This is a genomic window from Phenylobacterium sp., from assembly GCF_025934275.1.
Taxonomy (GTDB): domain Bacteria; phylum Pseudomonadota; class Alphaproteobacteria; order Caulobacterales; family Caulobacteraceae; genus Phenylobacterium.
The window spans coordinates 1-20,483 of the sequence record NZ_JAICYI010000001.1; the positions used below are offsets into that span (position 1 = coordinate 1).

The window sequence follows — 20,483 nt, forward strand, 5'->3', positions numbered from 1 at the left end:
ATCAAGGCGAACTTCCCGACCCGGATCTCCTTCCAGGTCACCTCCAAGATCGATTCCCGCACCATCCTGGGCGAGCAGGGCGCCGAGCAGCTGCTGGGCCAGGGCGACATGCTCTACATGGCCGGCGGCGGCCGCATCACCCGCCTGCACGGCCCGTTCGTCTCCGACGGCGAGGTCGAGGCGGTGGCGAAGTTCCTGCGCGAGCAAGGCCAGCCGTCCTACCTCGACGAGGTCACGGCCGGGGGCGAGGAAGACGCCGAGACGGGCGACTTCGCCTTCGGCGGCGACGCCGAGGGCAACGACCTCTACGACCGCGCGGTCGCCGTTGTCACCCGCGACGGCAAGGCCTCCACCAGCTACATCCAGCGCCGGCTGCAGATCGGCTACAACCGCGCCGCCTCGCTGATCGAGCGGATGGAGCAGGAAGGCGTCGTCGGCCCCGCCAACCACGCCGGCAAGCGCGAGATCCTGGTCTCCGCCGCCCCTTGACCTGCGCGGATTCAGCCCTATTGCCGCCGCCTGAGCCTGCAAGAACGCCCGCATGAGCCTCACCCGCCGCACGATCTCACTCAGCCTGGCCGCCGCCGTCCTGGGCTCCGGCGCCCTCGCCGCGCCCGCCCAGCTCCCGCCCGCCGACCAGGCCCTGGTCGACCAGGCGACGGCCTACCTTCAGGGCCTCGACGAGGCCAAGGCGCGGTTCACCCAGACCGACTCGGCGGGCCACGTCACCCGGGGGACCGTCTGGCTGAAGCGGCCCGGCAAGGCGCGATTCCAGTACGATCCGCCGTCCGAGCTGGTCGTGATCTCGGACGGCGCGGCGGTGACGGTGGCCGACTTCAGGCTGCGCTCCTTCACGCGCTATCCGCTCGGGGCCACGCCGCTGTCGCTGTTCCTGGCGCGCACCATCCGGCTTGACCGGGGCGTGGCGATCACCGCGGTCGACCACACCGCCGACGGGTTCACCATCGTGGCGCGCGACGGCCGCGGCAAGACGGCGGGGCGGCTCGCGCTCGACTTCGCCGAGTCGCCGCTGCGGCTGACCGGCTGGACGGTGATCGATGCGCAGGGCCGCACGACCCGCGTCCGCCTCGAGGGGCTGGCGCGAGTCTCCGGCCTGGATGCGGCGCTGTTCCTGCCGAAGAAACCGACCCCGACCGAGCGGCCGCTGTGAGACTCGATTGTGATAATATAGCAACAGGCAAGCCGCATAACGGAAGTCTTTGACTCCTGCGCGCCCGCGTGACGATAATGCCACTACGTCGTCTGTGCGGACTCCGCGCGGACGTCCCCGTGCCGGAACATCCCCTCCCGGCGGCGGCATGAGAGACGACTGACGCCCGGGCGGCCAACCGCCCGGGCTTCTTTTGCCGCGTTCCAGCGAGGCGCTGCGGCCGCTATTGGAACGCCATGCGCCTTCGTCTCTGCACGTGGAACGTCAACTCGATCCGCCTGCGGGCGGCGCAGGCGGCGAAGTTCGTCGCCGAGCAGGCGCCGGACGTGCTCTGCCTGCAGGAGATCAAGTGCCGGGAGGGCGAGTTTCCGGCCGAGGCCTTCGTCGAGATGGGGCTGCCGCACCTGCGGATCGCGGGCCAGAAGGGCTGGCACGGCGTGGCCATCGCCTCGCGCCTGCCGATCGAGGACGCGCCCAGGCTGGACGTCTGCCGCGAAGGCCACGCGCGCTGCGTCAGCGGCAAGGTCGCCGGCATCGAGATCCACAACTTCTATGTGCCGGCCGGCGGCGACCTGCCGGATCGGGCGGCGAACCCCAAGTTCGACCACAAGCTCGACTTCTACGAGAAGCTCACCGCCGAGCTGTCCGCCCGCGACCCGGCGGCGCCGCTGGCGGTCATGGGCGACCTCAACGTCGCGCCCGGCGAGCACGACGTCTGGAACCACAAGTTCATGTCGAAGGTGGTGAGCCATACGCCGGCGGAGGTGGCGGCCTTCGCTGCGCTGAAGGCCTCGCTCGGCTTCATCGACCTGCCGCGGGAGAGCCGGCCGGAGCCGGAGAAGATGTTCTCCTGGTGGAGCTACCGCGCGCTCGATTTCCGCGCCTCCAACCGCGGGCTAAGGCTCGACCATATCCTGGTGACGCCGGGCCTGAAGGAAGCCGCCTTCCGACTGGGCTGCGCAGCCGCGCGCGTGCACGACGACGTGCGCGCCTGGGAACGTCCCTCCGACCACGCCCCGGTGACCGCCGACCTGGTGCTGTAACCCCTCTCCTGCGAGGGAGCGGGTCGCTACGGCGCCAGCTTGTAGCCGCCGGCCTCGGTCAGCAGCAGCTTGGCGTTGGCGGGGTCGGTCTCGATCTTCTGGCGCAGGCGATAGACGTGGGTCTCCAGCGTGTGGGTGGTGACGCCGGCGTTGTAGCCCCAGACCTCGGCCAGGAGCTCCTCGCGGCTCACCGGCTTCTCGCCCGCCCGGTAAAGGTACTTGAGGATGTTGGTCTCCTTCTCGGTCAGGCGGACCTTCTTCTGGTTCTGGTCGATCAGCAGCTTGGCGGCGGGGCGGAACTCGTAGGTCCCCAGCCGGAAGACCGCGCCCTCCGAATGCTCGTGGCTGCGCAGCTGCGCGCGGATGCGGGCCAGGAGCACCGCGAACTTGTAGGGCTTGGTCACGTAGTCGTTGGCGCCGGCCTCGAGCCCCTGGACGGTGTCCTCGTCGGCGGTGGCGGCGGTCAGCATGATGATCGGCGCGGCGACGCCGGCGGCGCGCATCTGTCGGCAGGCCTCGCGGCCGTCGAGATCCGGCAGGTCGACGTCGAGCAGGACCAGGTCGGGCTTGCGGTCGCGGGCCGCCTCGACGCCGGCGCGGCCGGTCCCGGCCTCGAGCGTCGCGAAGTCTTCGGCCTGCAGCTGTTCGGCGACCGCTCCGCGAAGGTCCGCGTCATCGTCGACGATGAGGAGCGTCTTGCGTTGAGCCATCGGCAAGAACATGCACCGTATGACGGGGCGCGGGCAAAAGGATTTGAGGCGGGAAGTGAACTTCGTCGCCGCCGCTGACGGGACCTTCGAGCTGGCCGGCCGGCGGGTGCGCTGCGCCCTGGGCCGCGCCGGGGTGACGCCCGCTGCGCTCAAGCGCGAAGGCGACGGCGCCTCGCCGGCTGGCGTGTGGCCGATCCGCAAGGTGCTCTATCGTCCCGACAAGGGGCCGCCGGCGACGGCGCTCCCCGCCGAGCCCATCGCGCGCGACGAGATCTGGTGCGACGACCCGACCGACCCGGCCCGCTACAACCGCCCGGCCAAGCTCCCGTACCGCGGCTCGTTCGAGAAGCTCTGGCGCGACGACGACCTCTACGACGTGGTCGTGGTCCTGGGGCACAACGACGACCCGCCAGTGGCGGGCATGGGCTCGTGCATCTTCCTGCACCGGGCGCGGCCCGGCTACGAGCCGACCCTTGGCTGCGTGGCGCTCGGCTGGGACGACCTGCAGGCCTTTCTGGACGCCGCCAAGCCCGGCGACACCGTCGAGATCGCCGCCGCGCGCAGCTAGATGGCCGGGCGCGCGCCGAAGATCGCCGAGCCGACGCGCACGCTGGTGGCCCCGAACCGTATGGCGGTCTCGAAGTCGTCGCTCATCCCCATCGAGAGCCCCGAGAGGCCGTTGCGCGCAGCGATCCTGGCCAGCAGCGCGAAATGCGGGCCGGGCGGCTCGGCCACGGGCGGGATGCACATCAGCCCCTCGGGCTCGAGGCCGTAGACCCCGCGGCAGGCCGCGATGAAGGCGTCGGCTTCGGCCGGGGCGATCCCCGCCTTCTGCGGCTCCTCGCCGGTGTTCACCTGGACGTAGAGCCTGGGCCGCTTGCCCTGCCTGGCCATCTCCTCGGCGAGCACCCGGGCGAGCTTCTCGCGGTCCAGCGTCTCGATCACGTCGAAGAAGTCGACGGCTTCCTTCGCCTTGTTGGTCTGCAGGGGCCCGATGAGATGCAGCTCCAGCTCCTCGGTCTTGCCCGACCAGCGGGCTATCGCCTCCTGCACGCGGTTCTCGCCGAACACGCGCTGGCCGGCCGCCAACACCGGTTCGATCGCCGCCCGCGGCTGCAGCTTGGAGACCGCGACCAGGGTCACGGACGACGGCTCGCGGCCGCAGGCTTGCGCCGCGCGGGCGATCCGTGCTGCGACGTCGCGATAGCCCTGGGCGGTGTGGGAAGGCTCGGCCATTCCGATGAGCTTCTGGACCCTCGAGCGGACCGCGGCGGTGATAAATCGCGACGCCCGCGCGCGAAAGGGGCTTCCCTCGCTGCTGTTCTTCACCGATCCGGTCCGCACGCCGGACGCGGAGGCGCTGGCGGAGCGCCTCCCGCGCGGCGCGGCGATCGTCTTTCGGGCGTTCGGCGCGCCCGACGCCGCGGCCCAGGGCCTGCGGCTCGCCGCCATCGCCCGCCGTCGCGGGCTCGAGCTGCTGGCCGGCGCCGATCCGCGGCTGGCGGCGGCGATCGGCGCCCACGGCGTCCACCTGCCGGAGCGGCTGGGCCATCGGGCCGGCCCGCTGCGCCGGGCGCGCCCGGACTGGATCGTGACCGCCGCGGCGCACTCCCTTCGCGCCGCCCGGGCGGCCAAGGCCTCTGGGGCTCATGCGGCCGTGTTCTCGACGGTGTTTGCGAGCCGCAGCCCCTCGGGGGGCGCGCCGATCGGGCCGGTGCGACTCGCGCGGCTGGTCCGCCAGGCCGGCCTGCCGGTCTACGGACTGGGCGGGATCGACAACAAAACGGCCCGCCGTCTGCGGGACGCGGGCCTGGTCGGTCTGGCGGCGGTTGACGGGTTCAGAACTTGAACTGGGTCTCCAGCCGGACGCGCGGCTGACCCTCGTCTGGCGTCATCTTCTTCGGTCCGGTCTGCAGCTGCTGGTCGCCCAGCGCCACCGCCCCGCCGACCCGCAGCGAGGGCGTGATGTGGTAGTAGGCGCCGGCTTCGACGTCGTTCCAGTTGGATTCCCGGGTGTCCGGCTGCTGCAGGTTGAGCGTCACCCCCCAGCGGCCGCGGCGGGCGTCCAGCCTCAGGGCCTTGGGGCCCACCGGCGCGACGGCCGCGGCGGGGTCGGGGCGAACGGTGAAGTCGACCGGCTTGGCCGGGGCGTCGGCAGCCTGCGCGGCGCCGGCCGCCGCCGAAATCGCAGCAGCGCCGATCAGGATCGCGATCTGGCGGCTGTACATGCCCACTACCTTGTCCCTCGTGGCCCTAATGGCGGCTGAAGACAAAGGCTCCGCACAGGCCGGAGGTCGATTAAAATCCTGCTCCCGTCCGGGTCAACCGCAACTGGCGCTGCGGGCGGCCAGCGTGAGCATAAGGTTCCCGGCTGTGGCGATTGGGCCACGTGATTCCTGTTTGGCCTCGCCAACCGCATTGTTATAGAGGGCGCGGCGCGGGGGGCGCCGTGGCGGTTCCTGCCGGAAGCCGGCGGCCGCGGAAGAGATCTGTTGGAGACGGATGGATATGCCGTTTGTGCGCGGAGTCTGGATGCGGCGCGTGGCGGCCGGTGCGGGTCTCGTGGCCGCGGCGGGCCTGAGCGCCTGCTCGGCCCCCCGCCTGCTGGGGCGCGGCGCCCCGCCGGGTCCGGCGAGCGCGGCGACCGTGGCGGTGAACGGTTACCTGTGGCGCGCCAGCCTCGACACGCTTTCCTTCATGCCGCTGGCGTCGGCCGATCCGTACGGCGGGACGATCATCACCGACTGGTACATCAATCCGGAGAAGCCGGACGAGCGCTTCAAGTGCACCGTCTACATCCTGGATTCGCGGCTGCGCGCCGACGGGCTGAACGTCTCGGTGTTCAAGCAGACGAAGGACGCCTCCGGCAACTGGGTCGATTCCCCCACGGCCAGCCAGACCGAGATCGACCTGGAGAACGCCATCCTGACCCGCGCGCGGCAGCTTCGACTTTCGAACATCAAGGGCTGAGGCCCCGACTGCTCCCCCAAAGGGGGGGAGCTCCGCCGAAGGCGGTGAGAGGGTCTCCGCTCAGTCGCCGCGGATGAAACCCCCTCCGGTCCGTCGGACCGCCTGCCCCTCAGGGGGAGGAACGGTTGACCGGGCTCCCAACTCAAGTCCAAAGGCCGCCTGACATGGCCCGCTACGATCCCAAGGAAACCGAGCCCAAGTGGCGCCAGCGCTGGGAGGCTGCGCAGGCGTTCCGCGCCGAGCCGCGGGCCGGCCAGCCCAAGTACTACGTGCTGGAGATGTTCCCCTATCCGTCCGGGCGGCTGCACATGGGCCACGTGCGCAACTATTCCCTGGGCGACGTGATCGCCCGCTTCAAGCGCGCCCGCGGCTTCTCTGTGCTGCACCCGATGGGCTGGGACGCCTTCGGCCTGCCGGCCGAGAACGCCGCCATGGAGCGCGGCGTCGACCCGCGCGCCTGGACCTACGAGAACATCGATCGCATGCGCGGCGAGCTGAAACAGCTGGGCCTGGCGATCGACTGGTCACGGGAATTCGCGACCTGCGACGTCGAGTATTACGGCCAGCAGCAGGCGCTGTTCCTGGAGCTCTACAAGCGCGGCCTGGTCTACCGCCGCGAGGCGCTGGTGAACTGGGATCCGGTCGACCAGACGGTGCTGGCCAACGAGCAGGTCGTCGACGGCCTGGGCTGGCGCTCCGGCGCGGTGGTTGAGAAGCGCAAGCTGAACCAGTGGTTCTTCCGGATCACCGACTACGCCGACCAGCTGGTCGACGATCTCGAGGCGCTCGACCGCTGGCCCGAGAAGGTCAGGGTCATGCAGGAGAATTGGATCGGCCGGTCCAAGGGCCTGCGGCTCGCCTTCCGGTTCGCGGGCGCGCCGCCGGAGGGGTTCGAGCGCGGCCTGGAGGTCTACACCACCCGGCCCGACACCCTGTTCGGCGCCTCGTTCGTGGGCGTCGCGCCCGACCATCCGCTGGCCGAGCTGGCGGCGCGCTCGGATCCGAAGGCGGCCGCCTTCATCGAGAAATGCCGCCGCGGCGCGGTGTCGGAAGCCGACATCGAGACCCAGGAGAAGGAAGGCTACGCCACCGGCCTCTTCGTGGCCCATCCGTTCGATCCCGACTGGAAGCTGGAGGTCTGGATCGCGAACTTCATCCTGATGGACTACGGGACGGGGGCGATCTTCGCCTGCCCGGCGCACGATCAGCGCGACCTGGACTTCTCGCGGAAATACGGGCTGCCCGTGAAGCCGGTCGTCCTGCCCCCCGGAGCCGATCCCGCGACTTTCGAGGTGGCCGATGAGGCCTATGTGGGCCCAGGCACTATCTACAACTCCGGCTTCCTGGACGGCCTGGACGTGGAGGCCGCCAAGGCCGCCGCGGTCGCTCGGGTGGAAGCGCAGGGGCAGGGCGAAGGCGCGACGGTCTACCGGCTGCGCGACTGGGGCGTGGCGCGTCAGCGCGGCTGGGGCTGCCCGATCCCGGTGGTGCATTGCGCCCGGTGCGGCGTCGTCCCGCTGCCGACCAGCGCGCTGCCCATCGAGCTGCCCCGGGACCTGGATTTCGGCCGGCCGGGCAATGCGCTGGCGCGCCATCCGAGCTGGAAGCAGACGACCTGCCCGGGCTGCGGCGGCCCGGCGGAGCGCGAGACCGACACGCTCGACACCTTCGTCGACTCGTCCTGGTACTTCGCCCGCTTCACCGACCCGCACGCGGCCGAACCGATCGACAAGCAGGCCGCCGACTACTGGATGCCGGTCGATCAGTACATCGGCGGCATCGAACACGCCGTGCTGCACCTGCTCTACGCCCGCTTCATGGCCAAGGCGCTGGCCGACGAAGGGCGGCTGTCGATCCGCGAGCCGTTCGTGGGCCTGTTCACCCAGGGCATGGTCACCCACGAGACCTATCGCCGGCAGTCGGGGGAGTGGCTGGAGCCCTCGGAGATCGAGGTGATCGTGGAGGGCGGGACGCGGCGCGCCCGGCTGATCGCGTCCGGCGAGCCGGTGGTGATCGGCGACATCGAGAAGATGTCGAAGTCCAAGCGCAACACCGTCGCCCCGGAGGAGATCTTCGACGACTACGGCGTCGACGCCGCGCGGCTGTTCGTGCTCTCCGACTCGCCGCCGGAGCGCGACGCCCAATGGACGACCGGCGGCGTCCAGGGCGCCTGGCGGTTCGTCAATCGCGTCTGGGAGGAGTTCGACAGCCAGCCCCAGGACGCTTCCGGATCGGCCGCCGGCGACGAGGCCGCCGAGCGCCTGCGCATCGCCACCCACAAACTGATCAAGGCGGTGACGGAGGCGATCGAGACCTTCCACTTCAACTCCGGCATCGCGCGGTTCTACGAGTTCCTGAACCTGCTGAGGGCCCATCCGGCCGCCGGCGCGAGTCCCGGAGTGCAGGCCGCGCGGCAGGAAGCGCTATCGGCGTTCGCGCGGCTGATCGGCCCCTTCACGCCGCACCTGGCCGAGGAGTGCTGGGCGCGGATCGGTGGCGCGGGCATGGTGGTCGAGGCGTCCTGGCCGGAGTTCGATCCGGCGCTCACCGAGGACGCGCTGAAGGTGCTGCCCGTGCAGGTCAACGGCAAGCGGCGCGGCGAGATCACCGCGCCCGCCGGGGCCGAAGCCCACGAGATCGAAAAGATCGTGCTTGACGATCCCGACATCGCACGGCGCCTTGAAGGCCTGACCGTTCGCAAGGTGATTGTCGTGAAGGACCGCATCGTGAACATCGTGGCCGCCTGACATGCGCGCCGCGCAGATTGAAACCACGGATCGCACGGATGGATCACCGCCGCTGGTCCGTGGAATCCGGGGTTCCCTATTGACGCTCGCCGCCTGCGCGGCGCTGGCGGGCTGCGGGTTCGCGCCGCTCTACGCCCAGCCGGGCGTGGTCGGTAACCTGGCCGCCATCGACGTCGAGGCCCCGGAGGGCCGCACCGGGTTCCTGATCCGCGAGCACCTGGACGACGCGTTCGCCAAGAACCGCGCGGCGCCGGCGGCCTACCGCATGCACCTGCAGCTCTATGAGACGCGCTATCCGCGCGGCATCCGGGTCGACAACGTCGCCACGCGATTCGAATACGTGCTGACCGCCGACTACACCCTGACCTCGATCGCCTCCGGCGCGCCGGCCAAGAACGGCCGGGTGCGGGTCGAGCTGACCTACAATTCCGCCGACCAGCCCTACGCCTCGGTCACCGCCCAGCAGGACGCCCAGGACCGCGCCGCGGAAGAGGCCGCCCGCCGCATCCAGCTCGAGCTTGCGGCCTGGCTCGCCAACGGGGCGAAGCCCGGCGGGGCATGATCCTCGGCCGTCGCCAGGAGATCGAGCGCTTCCTGAAGGCGCCGCAAGCGGGCGTCCGCGCGGCGTTGATCTACGGCCGCGACCTGGGCGTGGTGCGCGAGCGCGCCCACGAGCTCGCCCAGCGGATCGCCAAGGACCCGGACGATCCGTTCGACGTCGCGCAGCTCACCGACGGCGACCTGGAGGCCGACCCTGCGCGGCTGGAGAGCGAGCTCGCCGCGCAGTCGCTGATGGGCGGTCGGCGGCTGGTGCGCCTGCGCCTCGGCGCCGACAAGGCGGGGCCGGACAAGGCCGCGGCCGAATCCCTCGCCCGGCATGCTGCGGGCGAGCTCAACCCCGACGCCTTCCTGCTCGTCGAGGCCGGTGCCCTCGGCCGCGATTCGGCGCTCCGGCGCTCGGCGGAGAAGGCCGAGGGCGCGGTCGCCATCCCCTGCTACGAGGACGAGCCCGGCGACGTCGCCCGCCTGGTCCGCGACAGCCTGGCCCGGGACAATGTCAGCCTCTCGAGCGAGGCTCTGACCCTGCTGGTCGCGCGGCTGCCCCGCGAGCGCGGCGTCGCCCGCCAGGAGATCGAGCGGCTGGCGTTGTTCCTCGGCCCCGGCAGCGGCGCGATCGGCTCGCCCGCCGACCTCGAGGCGTTCTTCGGCGTCGAGCCGGAAGCGTCGCTGGCCGACGCGGCGGCGGACGCCTTCGGCGGTCGGCTGGCCGAAGCGCAGGCGGGCCTGCGCCGCGCCGGGCAGGAAGGGGAGGGCGGTCCGGCGGCCGTGCGGGCGCTGGGCCTCCACCTCGGGCGCCTGCGTCGGACGCTGACGCTCGCGAAGGCCGGCGCCGGCCTGCAGGAGGCGGCCAAGGCCTCCGGTGTCTTCTGGAAGCAGGAGCGGGAGTTCCTCCGCCAGGCGCGCGCCTGGTCGCTGGACGAGATCGAGCGCCTGCAGCCGGAGATCCTCGCCGCCGACATCGCCTGCAAGACCACCGGCGCCCCGGATCAGCTCATCGCCCAGCGCCTGGCGCTGACCATCGCCGGCCGGGCGCGGCGGCTGGGGCTATGACCCCGTCCCGAGAGGGAGGGGGTTACCGCACCCGCGAATAGACCCAGACGTCGGGCGGGTCGGCGACGTCGGAGTAGCCGCCCTTGCGCAGGATTCCCTCGCGCGCGTAGCCGCAGGCCTCGGCCAGGCGCGCGGAGGCTTCGTTCCAGGTCTCGATGATCAGCTGCAGCCGATGGCAGCCGGGCCGCTCGGCGAACAGGTAGTCGCCGAGCAGGCGCAGCCCCTCCGAGGCGTAGCCTTTGCCGCGGTCGGCTTCGGAATGCAGGATGTAGCCGATCTCGTAGCCGTGGATGCAGGCGCCGGAGCGGTACAACTGCATGGTCCCGACCATCCGGCCCTCGGCCTCGACGACCACCGCGCCGGCGTCCTCGGTCCAGAACCCGGTCTGGTCGAAGACGTCGGTCAGTCGGGCGATCTGGGTCAGCGGCTCCAGGATCGAGAGCGTGTGCTGGAAGCCTGCCGCGCCCTCCAGGTCGCCCCGCTCGATGCGGCGCAGGCGCACCCGGTCGCCCTCGATCAGGGTCACGGCGCGCGAGTCAGGCGACGGCAGAGGTCGTCGAGCTGCTCCAGGGTGGCGTAGCGCACCTTGATCTCGCCGGCGCCGCCGCGGTCGTTGATCTCCACCCCCATGCCCAGCACCTCCTCCAGGTCGGCCTCCAGCGCCTGGGTGTCGGCGTCCTTGGCGCGGCGCGGCCCGGACGCCTTCTTCGGCCGCTCGGCCTTGGTCTTCGCCAGCGCCTCCGCCTCGCGCACCGAAAGCCCTTTCGCCACGACGACGTCGGCGAGCGCTTCGGGATTCTCGGCGGTGGCGATGGCGCGGGCGTGACCGGCGGTGAGCCGCCCCGCCATCAGGTGCTCCTGGATGCTCGGCGGCAGGGTCGCCAGGCGCAGGGTGTTGGCCACGTGGCTGCGGCTCTTGCCCACCACCTTGGCGGTCTCGTCCTGCGTGTACTGCATGCGCCCCATCAGGGCGCCGTAGGCCTTGGCCTCCTCCAGCGGGTTCAGGTCGGCGCGCTGGACGTTCTCGACGATGGCGATCTCGAAGGCCTGGTTGTCACCCATCTCGCGGATCAGCGCGGGGACCGAGCCGAGGCCGGCCGTCTGCGCCGCGCGCCAGCGCCGCTCGCCGGCGACGATCTGGTATTCGCCGGGCTGCAGGCGCGAGGGGCGCACCAGGATCGGCTGCAGCACGCCCTTCTCTCGGATCGAGTCCGCCAGCTCCGCGAGCTCGGCTTCCCGGAACAGGGTGCGGGGCTGCTCGGGGTTGCGGTGGATCAGCTCGATCGGGATCTCGCGGGCGCCCTCGCCGGACGACGCCGCGCCGGGCGCGCCCGCCTCGGCCTCGCCCAGCAGGGCCGAAAGGCCGCGTCCCAAGCCTCTGCGGTTCTCCGCCATCTCGCCTCCCTCAGGCCGCCGCGCGCCGCTCGCGCTCGCGCAGCACCACCTCGCGCGCGAGCTTTAGGTAGGCCTGGCTGCCTGCGCACTTCAGATCATAGACCAGGGCGGGCTTGCCGAACGAGGGCGCCTCGGAGACCCGGACGTTGCGAGGGATCACCGTCTGGTAGACCGTCTCGCCGAAGTGCGCGCGCACGTCGTTCGCCACCTGAGCGGAGAGCGAATTGCGGCGGTCGTACATGGTCAGCACCACGCCCTGGATCTCCAGCCGCGGATTGAGGCTCCCCTTGACCAGGTCGATGGTGCGCAGCAGCTGGCTCAGCCCCTCCAGCGCGAAGAACTCGCACTGCAGCGGCACCAGCACCGCGTCGGCCGCCGCCATGGCGTTGACCGTCAGGAGGTTGAGCGAGGGGGGGCAGTCGATCAGCACATAGGTGTACTCGCCCGGCTCGCGGATCGCGGAGAGGGCGTCGCGCAGCTTGTAGGATCGCCGCGGGGCGTGGCCGAGCTCCAGCTCGATGCCGGAGAGGTCCGGATCCGACGGCGTCAGGTCGAGCCCCGGCACGGCGGTGCGGACCACGGCCTCGCTGAGCCGCCGCTCGCCCATCAGCACGTCATAGAGGGTGGTGGTGCGCTGCGCGCGGCCGATCCCCAGGCCGGTCGAAGCGTTGCCCTGGGGGTCGGAATCGATCAGCAGCACGCGCTCGCCGACCGCGGCCAGCGCCGTGCCGAGGTTGATCGCCGTCGTCGTCTTTCCGACGCCGCCCTTCTGGTTGGCGACGACCAGGACGCGGAGGCCCCGGTCAGGCTCGGCGGGCACGGCGCAACCTCCTCAGCTTCACGATCCGGCCGCGCTCGTCGCTCAACGACGGCACGACCTCCGCCTCGAATTCCCAATATCTTGTAGCCTCTTCCAGCTCGGACGCAACATCTTGCCCTTTGAGGAACAGACCGATCGCGCCCTGCTGGAGATACGGCCGGGCGTAGCCGAGCAGGCGCGCAAGCGGGGCGCAAGCGCGCGCAGTGACGCTGTCCACCTTGAGGTCGAGGGCCTCGGCCCGCGCATGATGCACGGTGGCGGGGAGTCCGAGTTCGCGCACGGCCTCCGCCAGGAAGCGGCTGCGCTTGGCCCTGCTCTCCACGAGATGGACGTGGAAGCCCGCGCGGCCCTTGCCGAGCACGGCCAGGACGACGCCGGGCAGACCGGCGCCCGCGCCCAGATCGGCCCAGGTCAGCGCCTCGGGCGCCAGCCGCAGAAGCTGCGCGGAATCCCAGGCGTGGCGGTTCCAGAAGTCGGGCAGCGTGGCCGGCCCGACCAGGTTCATCCGCGCGTTCCACTCAGCGAGGAGCTGTCGGTAGCGCTCGAGCTCGCCGACCTGCGCCGCGGTCGCGCCGCTGACCGCGGCGAAGCTCCCGGCGTCGACGACCGGCGTCACCTCACGCTGCGCGGCGACGGACATGGGCCAGCAGGGCGGTGAGCGCGCCGGGGGTGACACCCTCGATTCTGGCCGCCTGGCCGAGCGTCAATGGCTTGATCTCACTCAGTTTTTCCCGCACCTCGTGGGACAGGCCGCCGACCTTGGCGTAGTCGAGCGCGGGCGGCAGGCGAAGATCCTCGTCGCGCCGGAAGGCCGCGGCGTCCGCCGCCTGCCGGTCGAGATAGCCGGCGTAGGCCGCGTCGATCTCGACCTGCTCGCGCACCTCCGGCGTCCAGGCGGAAAGCTCCGGCCAGAGGCGGGAGAGGTCATCGAAGCCGATCGATGGGTAGGCGAGGAGCTGCGTCAGGTCGCGTCGCTGGCCGTCGGCGTTCACCGGCAGGCCGGCCCGGGCCGCCTCGGCGGGCGTCAGGGAGAGCGCCCGCGCCCGCTCGCGCGCCGCCGCCAGCGCGTCCGCCTTGAGCGCAAAGACCCGCGCGCGCTCCGCGCCGACCAGGCCCAGCGCGAGCCCCCGCGGCGTCAGCCGCTGGTCGGCGTTGTCCGCGCGCAGGCTGAGGCGGAATTCCGCGCGCGAGGTGAACATGCGATAGGGCTCGGTGACGCCGCGGGTGACGAGGTCGTCGATCAGCACGCCGACATAGCCCTCGTCGCGGGCGAACACCGCCGGCTCCGCGCCGGAGGCCGCGCGCGCGGCGTTGAGGCCGGCGACCAGCCCCTGGGCGGCCGCCTCCTCGTAGCCGGTGGTGCCGTTGATCTGGCCGGCCAGGTAGAGGCCCGGCAGCCGCTTGGCCTCCAGCGTCGGGTAGAGCTCGCGCGGATCGACGTAGTCGTACTCGATGGCGTAGCCGTAGCGGCGCACCTCGGCCTGCTCGAGGCCCGGAATGGTGCGCAGGAAGGCGTCCTGGGTCTCGGCCGAGACCGAGGTGGAGATCCCGTTCGGATAGACGGTGTCGTCGTCGAGCCCCTCCGGCTCGAGGAAGATCTGGTGGCTCGCCTTGTCCTTGAAGCGAACCACCTTGTCCTCGATCGAGGGACAGTAGCGCGGTCCGCGACTCGTCACGCGCCCGCCATAAACCGCTGATTCGGCGAGCTTTTCGACGATGATCCGGTGCGTTTCCGCGGTCGTGTGGGTGACCCCGCAGGCGATCTGGGGGTTGCAGATCGCCGCCGTCAGGAACGAGAAGGGATAGGGTTCCGCATCAGCGTCCTGCCGTTCCACGCGGTCCCAGGCGATCGTCCGCCCGTCCAGCCGGGCGGGGGTGCCGGTCTTCAGCCGCCCCATCCGGAAGTCCAACCCGTAGAGCCGGTCGGAGAGGCCGACGGCCGGGGCGTCGCCGACGCGGCCGGCGGGAATCCGCTCGTCGCCGCGGTGGATGACGCCCTTCAGGAAGGTGCCGGTGGTGAGCACCACGCAGGCCGCGCGGTGCTCTTCGCCCGAGGCGCCCACGACCCCCACCGCCCGTCCGGCCTCGACGATCAGGTCCTCGACGGCTTCGGCCCTGACGGTGAGATTCGGCGTCGCGCCCATCTCGGCCTGCATGGCCGCGCGATAGATCCGGCGGTCGATCTGGCTGCGCGGGCCGCGCACGGCGGCGCCTTTCGAGCGGTTGAGCAGCCGGAACTGGATGCCCGCCCGGTCCGCGAGCCGGCCCATCACCCCGTCCAGCGCGTCGATCTCACGCACCAGGTGGCCCTTGCCCAGTCCGCCGATCGCCGGGTTGCAGCTCATCTCGCCGATCGTCTCGAGCTTGTGGGTGAGCAGCAGCGTGCGCGCGCCCAACCGAGCCGCCGCCGCGGCGGCCTCGCAGCCGGCGTGCCCGCCGCCGATGATGATCACGTCGAAGGTCGTCATGTGAGCGCGCTCATATAGAGGATCGGCAGCGGTGTTTCACGTGAAACAAGGCGCCCTCTGGATCCTCCTTTTCACGGGGATGACTCCGCGTCGCGGGTCACTTGCCGATGCAGAAGGTCGCAAAGATGCGGCCGAGCACGGCCTCCGGGTCGATCCGGCCGGTGATGCGGTCGAGCGCCCGGGCCGCGAGGCGGACGTCCTCGGCGGCGAGCTCGAGCCGGTCAGCCTCGGCCAGCGCCTGGCGCAGCCGCGCAGCGGCCTCCTGCAGCAGCTCGCGATGCCGCAGGCGGGTGGCCGCGGCCGGCTCGGCGCCGGCCAGCGCCTCGACCACGCGCTCGGCGAGCAGGGACTTCAGCCAGGCGATGTCGTTCGGGCTGCGGGCGGTGACGCTCGCCGTCGCAATCCCACGCCGCCGCGCGTCCTCGGCGGCTGTCCAGCCGGCCTCGCCCTCGGGCAGGTCGCGCTTGGTGAGGATCAAGAGGTCGTTCGGCTGCAGCTCGCGCGGCGGCTCGGGCGGCGCATCGGCGGCGGCATCCACCAGCCACAGCCGCAAATCCGCAGAGTCCGCCCAGGCGCGGGCGCGGCGCACGCCCTCCGCCTCGATCTCGTTCTCGGCCTCCCGCAGCCCGGCCGTGTCGGCAAGCAGCAGCTTGTAGCCGGCCAGCACGATCGGGGCCTCAATGACGTCCCGGGTCGTCCCGGGCGTGGCGGTGACGATCGCGGCGTCGCGGCCGGCCAGCGCATTGAGCAGCGTGCTCTTGCCGGCGTTCGGCGCGCCCAGCAGGGCGATGCGATAGCCCTCGCGCACGCGCTCGCCGCGGGTCACGTCCTCGGCGGCGGCCTCGATCTCGCCGGCCAGCGCCTCGAGCACCGGCCTCGCGCGGGCGGAGACGTCGGCGGGCAGCTCCTCGTCGGGGAAGTCGACGGCGGCCTCGAACAGCGCCAGCGCCTCGGTCAGCGCCTCGGTCCAGCGCGCCTGCGCCTGCGAGAGGCGGCCGCCGACCTGCGCCAGCGCCTGCCGGCGCTGCTGGTCCGTCTCCGCCTCGATCAGATCGGCGATCCCCTCCGCCTGGGCGAGGTCCAGCTTGCCGTTCTCGAAGGCGCGGCGGGTGAACTCGCCGGGCTCGGCGAGCCTCAGGCCCAGACCCGTGAGCGCCTCGAGCAGGGCCCCCACCACCGCCGGGCCGCCGTGCAGGTGAAACTCGCCGCAGTCCTCGCCGGTGTAGCTGGCGGGCGCGGGGAACCATAGCACCAGCGCCTGGTCGATCTCGCGGCCGGCGGCATCGAAGACCCGCCGCAGCGACGCGCGCCTCGCCTCGGGGACGTCGCCCGCCAGCGCGCCCAAAGCCATCGCCGCCCGCGGCCCGGAGAGGCGCACCACCGCCACCGCGGCGCGGCCTGCGGCCGTGGCCGGCGCGAAGATGGTGTCGCTCATCCCTTGGCGGAGGCGGAGAGCCCGGCCTCCATCAGCTTGCGAAACTGCTCCTGGGCGCCGGCGCCGAACGCCATCCAGCTTTTCATCAGCTCGTCCGTCGCCAGCGCCGGGAGGTTGGCGCTCATCCGCGCCTGCATCTCCTTGGCCAGCTGCTCGTTGAGCGCGCTCACGTCCGGAAGGCCCAGGAAACGGCGGGCCTCCTCCGGCGTGCAATCCACCTCGAGGGTCATCTTCATGGGCAGGTCTCCATGATTCCATATGGCCGTGCGGCGGCTTGTCGCGCTAGTAGCCGCATGGCAGTCCCCAGCAATCCTCGGAGGCCGATCCATGGGCGAGCGCACCACCATCACCACCCCCGACGGCCCGTTTTCGGCCTATGTGGCGCGGCCGAAGGGGGCCTCCGCGCCGGCCGTGGTGGTCATCCAGGAGATCTTCGGGGTCAACCAGGTGATGCGCGACATCACCGACGGCCTGGCGGGCCAGGGATATCTGGCGATCTGCCCGGACCTGTTCTGGCGCATCGAGCCGGGGATCGACATCACCGACAAGTCCGAGGCCGAGTGGAAGAGGGCGTTCGAGCTGTTCAACGCCTTCGACGTCGACCAGGGCGTCAAGGACATCGCCGCCACCATCGCGGCGATCCGCAGGGATCCCGGCTGCAACGGCAAGGTGGGCGCGGTGGGCTTCTGCCTCGGCGGGCTCCTGGCCTTCCTCACCGCCACCCGCACCGACGCGGACGCTTCCGCCGCCTACTACGGCGTCGGCATCGAGAACCGGGTGGGCGAGGCCGAGAAGCTGGTGAAGCCGCTGCTCATGCACATCGCCGAGGAGGACCAGTTCGTGCCAAAGCCGGCGCAGGCGGTGATCCTGCAGGCGCTGAAGAACCACCCGAACATCGAGATCCACACCTATCCGGGGCGCAACCACGCCTTCGCCCGGCCGGGCGGCGAGCACTACGACGAAGCCGACGCCAAGCTCGCCGGCGGCCGCACCCTGCAGTTCTTCAAGAAGCACCTGGGCTGATCCGCGATGCGCGCGATCCGCTTCGAGACCACCGGCGGGCCTGAGGTGCTGCAGCTCGCCGACGTCGAAACCCCCAAGCCCGGGCCGGGTCAGGTGCTGGTCCGCCACGAGGCGATCGGGATCAACTTCATCGACACCTACCACCGCACCGGGCTCTATCCCGTGAAGCTGCCCTGCACGCCGGGCGGCGAGGCGGCCGGCGTGGTTGAGGCGGTGGGCGAGGGGGTGACCCGATTCAAGCCGGGCGACCCGGTGGCCTACTTGGGCGGCTTCGGCGCTTACGCCGAGGCCAACGCGGTCCGCGCCGACCGGGCGGTGCGGGTCCCCGACGGCGTCGACGCCCGCACCGCGGCGGCTTCCCTGCTGAAGGGCATGACCGTCGAGGCCCTGCTCAACCACACCTACCGGGTGAGCGGCGGCGAGATCATCCTGGTGCACGCGGCGGCCGGCGGGGTCGGCCAGATCATGACCCAGTGGGCCAAGGCGATCGGCGCGGTGGTGATCGCCACCGTCGGCTCGGAAGCCAAGGCGGTGCGCGTGCGCGAGCTGGGCGCCGATCACGTCATCCTTTACCGCGAACAGGATGTCGCCGAGGAGGTGCGGCGGATCACCGGCGGGCGCGGGGTGCCCGTCGCATATGATTCGGTGGGAAAAGATACCTTCGAGGGCACGTTGAAGAGCCTGGCCCGCCGCGGCCTCTTCGTCTCGTTCGGCAACGCGTCCGGCCCGCCCGACCCGGTGCCCCCCGGCCGCCTCGCCCAGGCCGGCTCGCTGTACCTCACCCGGCCGACGCTGTTCGACTATGTCGTCACCACCGAGCAGCTCGACGCCAGCGCCGCGGCGGTGTTCGAGATGATCCGCTCCGGCACGGTGGCGGTCGAAATCGGTCAGACCTTCCCGCTCGACCGGGCCGGCAAGGCCCACGAGGCGCTGGAGAGCCGCGCCACCATCGGCGCGAGCCTGCTGATTCCCTGAGCTCGCGCTGTTTCACGTGAAACAGTGGCGGCTTGTCATCGGCTCGCGCAGCGAGGGAATATCCCGCCCGGGGGAGGGACGCAGTATGCCCATCACGCGGCGAGAAGTGGCGTTCGGCGCGGTCATTGGAGGCGCGGGCCTAGCCGCGAAAGCCCAGCCTCCGCCCGCGTGGGTCACGCCCGACGACGAGACCATCCGCCGGATCCTGATTGAGCGGATCGACACGCAGAAGGACGGGGTCGCCGCCGTGGTCGGCGTCGTCGATGCGGCGGGCCGGCGCTTCGTGAGCTACGGCCCGCGTTCGAAGGCTGCTCCCGCGCCGGTGGACGCCGACACGGTCTTCGAGATCGGCTCGATGACGAAGGTCTTCACCAGCCTGCTGCTGGCCCTGGCCGTCCAGCGCGGCGAGGTGACGCTGGATGAGCCGATCCAGAAGCTGCTGCCTGCATCGGTCCATGCGCCTGAGCGGAACGGCCACCAGATCACCTTGATCGACCTTGCGACCCACACGTCCGGGCTCCCCCGGCTGCCGACCAATCTGAAGCCGAAGGATCCGCTAAACCCCTACGCCGACTATACGGTCGAGGACCTCTATGCCTTCCTGAACGGCTATCAGCTGACCCGTGATCCGGGGTCCCATTACGAGTACTCCAACCTCGGCGGCGGCCTGCTCGGGCATCTGCTCGCGCGCCGCGCTGGGGCGGACTACGAAACGCTGGTGCGGACGCGGATCACGGGCCCGCTCGGCATGACCAGCACGGCGATCACGCTGACGCCGGCGCTGAGAGCGCGCATGGCGCAGGGCTACACGGCGGCGCTCGAGCCCACGCCCAACTGGGACCTCCCGACGCTGGCCGGCGCAGGCGCCCTCAGATCCACCGCAGCCGACATCGCCACCTTCCTGGCCGCCGAATTGGGTTTCAAGCCGACGCCCCTGAAGGCCGCGATGGAGGCGCAACTCGCCCCGCGTCGGCCCGGCCCCGCCCCGAACATGCAGACGGCGCTCGCCTGGCTCATCTCTTCGATCAGGGGCCGGCAGATCGTCTGGCACAACGGCGGCACGGGCGGCTTCCGCACGTTCATGGGTTTCGATCCGCAGGCGAGGGTGGGGGTGGTGGTGATGACCAACGCCGCCACCAGCCGGGGCGGGGACGATATCGGACTCCACCTCCTCTCGGGCTACCCGCTGATGCCCGCGCCGCCGCCGCGGAGCATACATCACGAGATCACGCTTCCGCCCGAGGCTCTGCAGGCCTTCGTGGGCCAGTACGACTTCGCCCCGACCGCCTCGGTCTTCGTGACGCGGGACGGCGATCAGCTCTTCGCCCAGCTCACCGGCCAGGGCAAGGCTCGGATCTTCCCGGAAACTGCGAACAACTTCTTCTACAAGATCGTCGACGCCCAGCTGACCTTCGAACGCGGCCCCGACGGACGCGTAACCGGCCTCGTCTTGCATCAGTCCGGCCGCACGCTGCGCGCGGTCCGGGTCGAGTCCTGAGATCCTGTTTCACGTGAAACGCTACCGCGCGTAGGCCCGCTGACAGGCGGGACGGCCGCCGAGCCGCTTGCGGTAGGCCATGACTTCCGCCGGGATCAGGTCGGCGAGCTCAAGGCCGGGCGCCACGATCAGCGGGAATCCCACGGAGATGTCGGCGAGGGTGAAGCGCTCGCCCATCAGCCAGGCGCGGCCGTCGGCCAGCGCCTTGCCGACCGCTTCCACGCGGATTGCGAAGGCTTCGCGCGCATGATCCACGGCCGCCTGGGCGAGCGGGCCGAACCGCCGTGTCCACGCGAGCGTCGGCTGCAGCGTCGCTTCGCCGAACTGGCACAACTCCAGGTAACGCCAGTAGCCCGCCTCGCCGGGCTCGAGGATCAGCTCCGGCTTGTGGCGGCGCGCCACGTACTCGCAGATCGCCAGGCTTTCGCTGAGGGTGAGGTCGCCGTCGCGCATCGCCGGCACGGTCCCCGCGGGATTGATCGCCAGGTATCCCGGCTGCGCCGACGGCGGCCAGGCGAGCTCGACGATCTCGTAAGGCGCCTCGGCCTCCTCGCAGGCCCACAGCACCCGGCGGGAGCGGCTCATGGCCGATGCGTAGACCGTGATCATGGCCGCGC

The 20,483-nt window shown here is 71.3% G+C and carries 23 protein-coding genes; 12 read left to right on the top strand and 11 right to left on the bottom strand.

Annotated elements, in window-relative coordinates:
- The 3 genes from Q0W60_RS00005 to xth form a co-directional block, all read left to right on the top strand.
- Positions 1–489, top strand: a 489-nt coding sequence (locus Q0W60_RS00005) for a DNA translocase FtsK (RefSeq protein ID WP_297691260.1), incomplete at its 5' end; no start/stop codon positions are given.
- Positions 490–541: 52 nt separating this feature from the next.
- Complete coding sequence (locus tag Q0W60_RS00010) at positions 542–1,171, top strand: outer-membrane lipoprotein carrier protein LolA (protein WP_297691262.1); 630 nt, start codon at positions 542–544, stop codon at positions 1,169–1,171.
- Positions 1,172–1,407: 236 nt separating this feature from the next.
- Positions 1,408–2,214, top strand: a complete 807-nt coding sequence (xth, locus tag Q0W60_RS00015) for an exodeoxyribonuclease III (RefSeq protein ID WP_297691264.1) — start codon at positions 1,408–1,410, stop codon at positions 2,212–2,214.
- 26 nt (positions 2,215–2,240) lie between these two features.
- Here xth and Q0W60_RS00020 read toward each other — a convergent pair whose 3' ends face one another.
- Entirely contained in the window at positions 2,241–2,924 is a 684-nt protein-coding gene (locus Q0W60_RS00020) for a response regulator transcription factor (RefSeq protein WP_297691265.1), read from the bottom strand.
- A gap of 55 nt (positions 2,925–2,979) precedes the next feature.
- Here Q0W60_RS00020 and Q0W60_RS00025 point away from each other — a divergent pair, with 55 nt between their 5' ends.
- Positions 2,980–3,492 carry a L,D-transpeptidase family protein gene (locus tag Q0W60_RS00025; RefSeq protein ID WP_297691267.1) on the top strand — a complete coding sequence of 171 codons (513 nt, stop codon included), beginning with the start codon at positions 2,980–2,982 and terminating at the stop codon, positions 3,490–3,492.
- On the opposite strand, the gene Q0W60_RS00030 is transcribed toward Q0W60_RS00025, so the two are convergent.
- Positions 3,489–4,160, bottom strand: a complete 672-nt coding sequence (locus tag Q0W60_RS00030) for a YggS family pyridoxal phosphate-dependent enzyme (protein ID WP_297691269.1) — start codon at positions 4,158–4,160, stop codon at positions 3,489–3,491. The genes Q0W60_RS00025 and Q0W60_RS00030 overlap by 4 nt on opposite strands.
- 4 nt (positions 4,161–4,164) lie before the next feature.
- On the opposite strand from Q0W60_RS00030, the gene Q0W60_RS00035 reads away from it, so the two are divergent.
- Positions 4,165–4,773 carry a thiamine phosphate synthase gene (locus Q0W60_RS00035; RefSeq protein ID WP_297691271.1) on the top strand — a complete coding sequence of 203 codons (609 nt, stop codon included), beginning with the start codon at positions 4,165–4,167 and terminating at the stop codon, positions 4,771–4,773.
- On the opposite strand, the gene Q0W60_RS00040 is transcribed toward Q0W60_RS00035, so the two are convergent.
- The gene (locus tag Q0W60_RS00040) at positions 4,763–5,152 is read right to left on the bottom strand and encodes an NtrZ family periplasmic regulatory protein (RefSeq protein ID WP_297691273.1); all 390 of its coding nucleotides are present in this window, start codon (positions 5,150–5,152) and stop codon (positions 4,763–4,765) included. The two genes, Q0W60_RS00035 and Q0W60_RS00040, sit on opposite strands and share 11 nt — an antisense overlap.
- 280 nt (positions 5,153–5,432) lie before the next feature.
- Between Q0W60_RS00040 and Q0W60_RS00045 the strand changes: the two genes are divergently transcribed.
- The 4 genes from Q0W60_RS00045 (at position 5,433) to holA (ending at position 10,252) form a co-directional block, all read left to right on the top strand.
- Positions 5,433–5,894, top strand: coding sequence for a DUF3576 domain-containing protein (locus tag Q0W60_RS00045; RefSeq protein WP_297691582.1), 462 nt, complete (start codon positions 5,433–5,435; stop codon positions 5,892–5,894).
- Positions 5,895–6,058: 164 nt separating this feature from the next.
- Positions 6,059–8,641, top strand: coding sequence for a leucine--tRNA ligase (gene leuS, locus Q0W60_RS00050; RefSeq protein ID WP_297691275.1), 2,583 nt, complete (start codon positions 6,059–6,061; stop codon positions 8,639–8,641).
- Positions 8,642–8,720: 79 nt separating this feature from the next.
- Positions 8,721–9,203, top strand: coding sequence for an LPS assembly lipoprotein LptE (gene lptE / locus Q0W60_RS00055; RefSeq protein ID WP_297691276.1), 483 nt, complete (start codon positions 8,721–8,723; stop codon positions 9,201–9,203).
- Positions 9,200–10,252 carry a DNA polymerase III subunit delta gene (holA, locus tag Q0W60_RS00060; RefSeq protein ID WP_297691278.1) on the top strand — a complete coding sequence of 351 codons (1,053 nt, stop codon included), beginning with the start codon at positions 9,200–9,202 and terminating at the stop codon, positions 10,250–10,252. Before lptE ends, holA begins: the two co-directional genes overlap by 4 nt.
- Before the next feature lie 22 nt (positions 10,253–10,274).
- Here the strand turns inward: holA and Q0W60_RS00065 are convergent, their stop codons facing one another.
- The 7 genes from Q0W60_RS00065 to Q0W60_RS00095 all read right to left on the bottom strand — a co-directional run bounded on the left by Q0W60_RS00065 (position 10,275) and on the right by Q0W60_RS00095 (position 16,606).
- A complete protein-coding gene (locus Q0W60_RS00065) occupies positions 10,275–10,778 on the bottom strand; it encodes a GNAT family N-acetyltransferase (protein ID WP_297691280.1) in 504 nt (167 codons plus the stop codon).
- Complete coding sequence (locus Q0W60_RS00070) at positions 10,775–11,647, bottom strand: ParB/RepB/Spo0J family partition protein (RefSeq protein ID WP_297691282.1); 873 nt, start codon at positions 11,645–11,647, stop codon at positions 10,775–10,777. The genes Q0W60_RS00065 and Q0W60_RS00070 overlap by 4 nt, the downstream gene beginning before the upstream one ends.
- Positions 11,648–11,657: 10 nt before the next feature.
- A complete protein-coding gene (locus Q0W60_RS00075) occupies positions 11,658–12,467 on the bottom strand; it encodes an AAA family ATPase (RefSeq protein ID WP_297691283.1) in 810 nt (269 codons plus the stop codon).
- Positions 12,451–13,107, bottom strand: coding sequence for a 16S rRNA (guanine(527)-N(7))-methyltransferase RsmG (gene rsmG, locus Q0W60_RS00080; protein ID WP_297691285.1), 657 nt, complete (start codon positions 13,105–13,107; stop codon positions 12,451–12,453). The genes Q0W60_RS00075 and rsmG overlap by 17 nt, the downstream gene beginning before the upstream one ends.
- Positions 13,085–14,935, bottom strand: coding sequence for a tRNA uridine-5-carboxymethylaminomethyl(34) synthesis enzyme MnmG (mnmG, locus tag Q0W60_RS00085; RefSeq protein WP_297691287.1), 1,851 nt, complete (start codon positions 14,933–14,935; stop codon positions 13,085–13,087). Before mnmG ends, rsmG begins: the two co-directional genes overlap by 23 nt.
- Before the next feature lie 97 nt (positions 14,936–15,032).
- A complete protein-coding gene (mnmE, locus tag Q0W60_RS00090) occupies positions 15,033–16,370 on the bottom strand; it encodes a tRNA uridine-5-carboxymethylaminomethyl(34) synthesis GTPase MnmE (protein ID WP_297691289.1) in 1,338 nt (445 codons plus the stop codon).
- Positions 16,367–16,606 carry a DUF6489 family protein gene (locus Q0W60_RS00095; protein ID WP_297691291.1) on the bottom strand — a complete coding sequence of 80 codons (240 nt, stop codon included), beginning with the start codon at positions 16,604–16,606 and terminating at the stop codon, positions 16,367–16,369. Before Q0W60_RS00095 ends, mnmE begins: the two co-directional genes overlap by 4 nt.
- 91 nt (positions 16,607–16,697) lie before the next feature.
- Here Q0W60_RS00095 and Q0W60_RS00100 point away from each other — a divergent pair, with 91 nt between their 5' ends.
- From Q0W60_RS00100 to Q0W60_RS00110, 3 genes are all read left to right on the top strand, one after another.
- A complete protein-coding gene (locus Q0W60_RS00100; protein WP_297691294.1) occupies positions 16,698–17,393 on the top strand; it encodes a dienelactone hydrolase family protein in 696 nt (231 codons plus the stop codon).
- 6 nt (positions 17,394–17,399) lie between these two features.
- Positions 17,400–18,368: a quinone oxidoreductase gene (locus tag Q0W60_RS00105; protein ID WP_297691296.1), complete on the top strand. Its 969-nt coding sequence runs from the start codon at positions 17,400–17,402 to the stop codon at positions 18,366–18,368.
- An 85-nt stretch (positions 18,369–18,453) separates the two neighbouring features.
- Positions 18,454–19,866, top strand: coding sequence for a serine hydrolase (locus Q0W60_RS00110; protein WP_297691298.1), 1,413 nt, complete (start codon positions 18,454–18,456; stop codon positions 19,864–19,866).
- 21 nt (positions 19,867–19,887) lie between these two features.
- Here the strand turns inward: Q0W60_RS00110 and Q0W60_RS00115 are convergent, their stop codons facing one another.
- Positions 19,888–20,475 (bottom strand): glutathione S-transferase, encoded by a 588-nt coding sequence (locus tag Q0W60_RS00115; RefSeq protein WP_297691300.1) that lies wholly within the window; start codon positions 20,473–20,475, stop codon positions 19,888–19,890.
- Positions 20,476–20,483 lie beyond the last annotated feature (8 nt).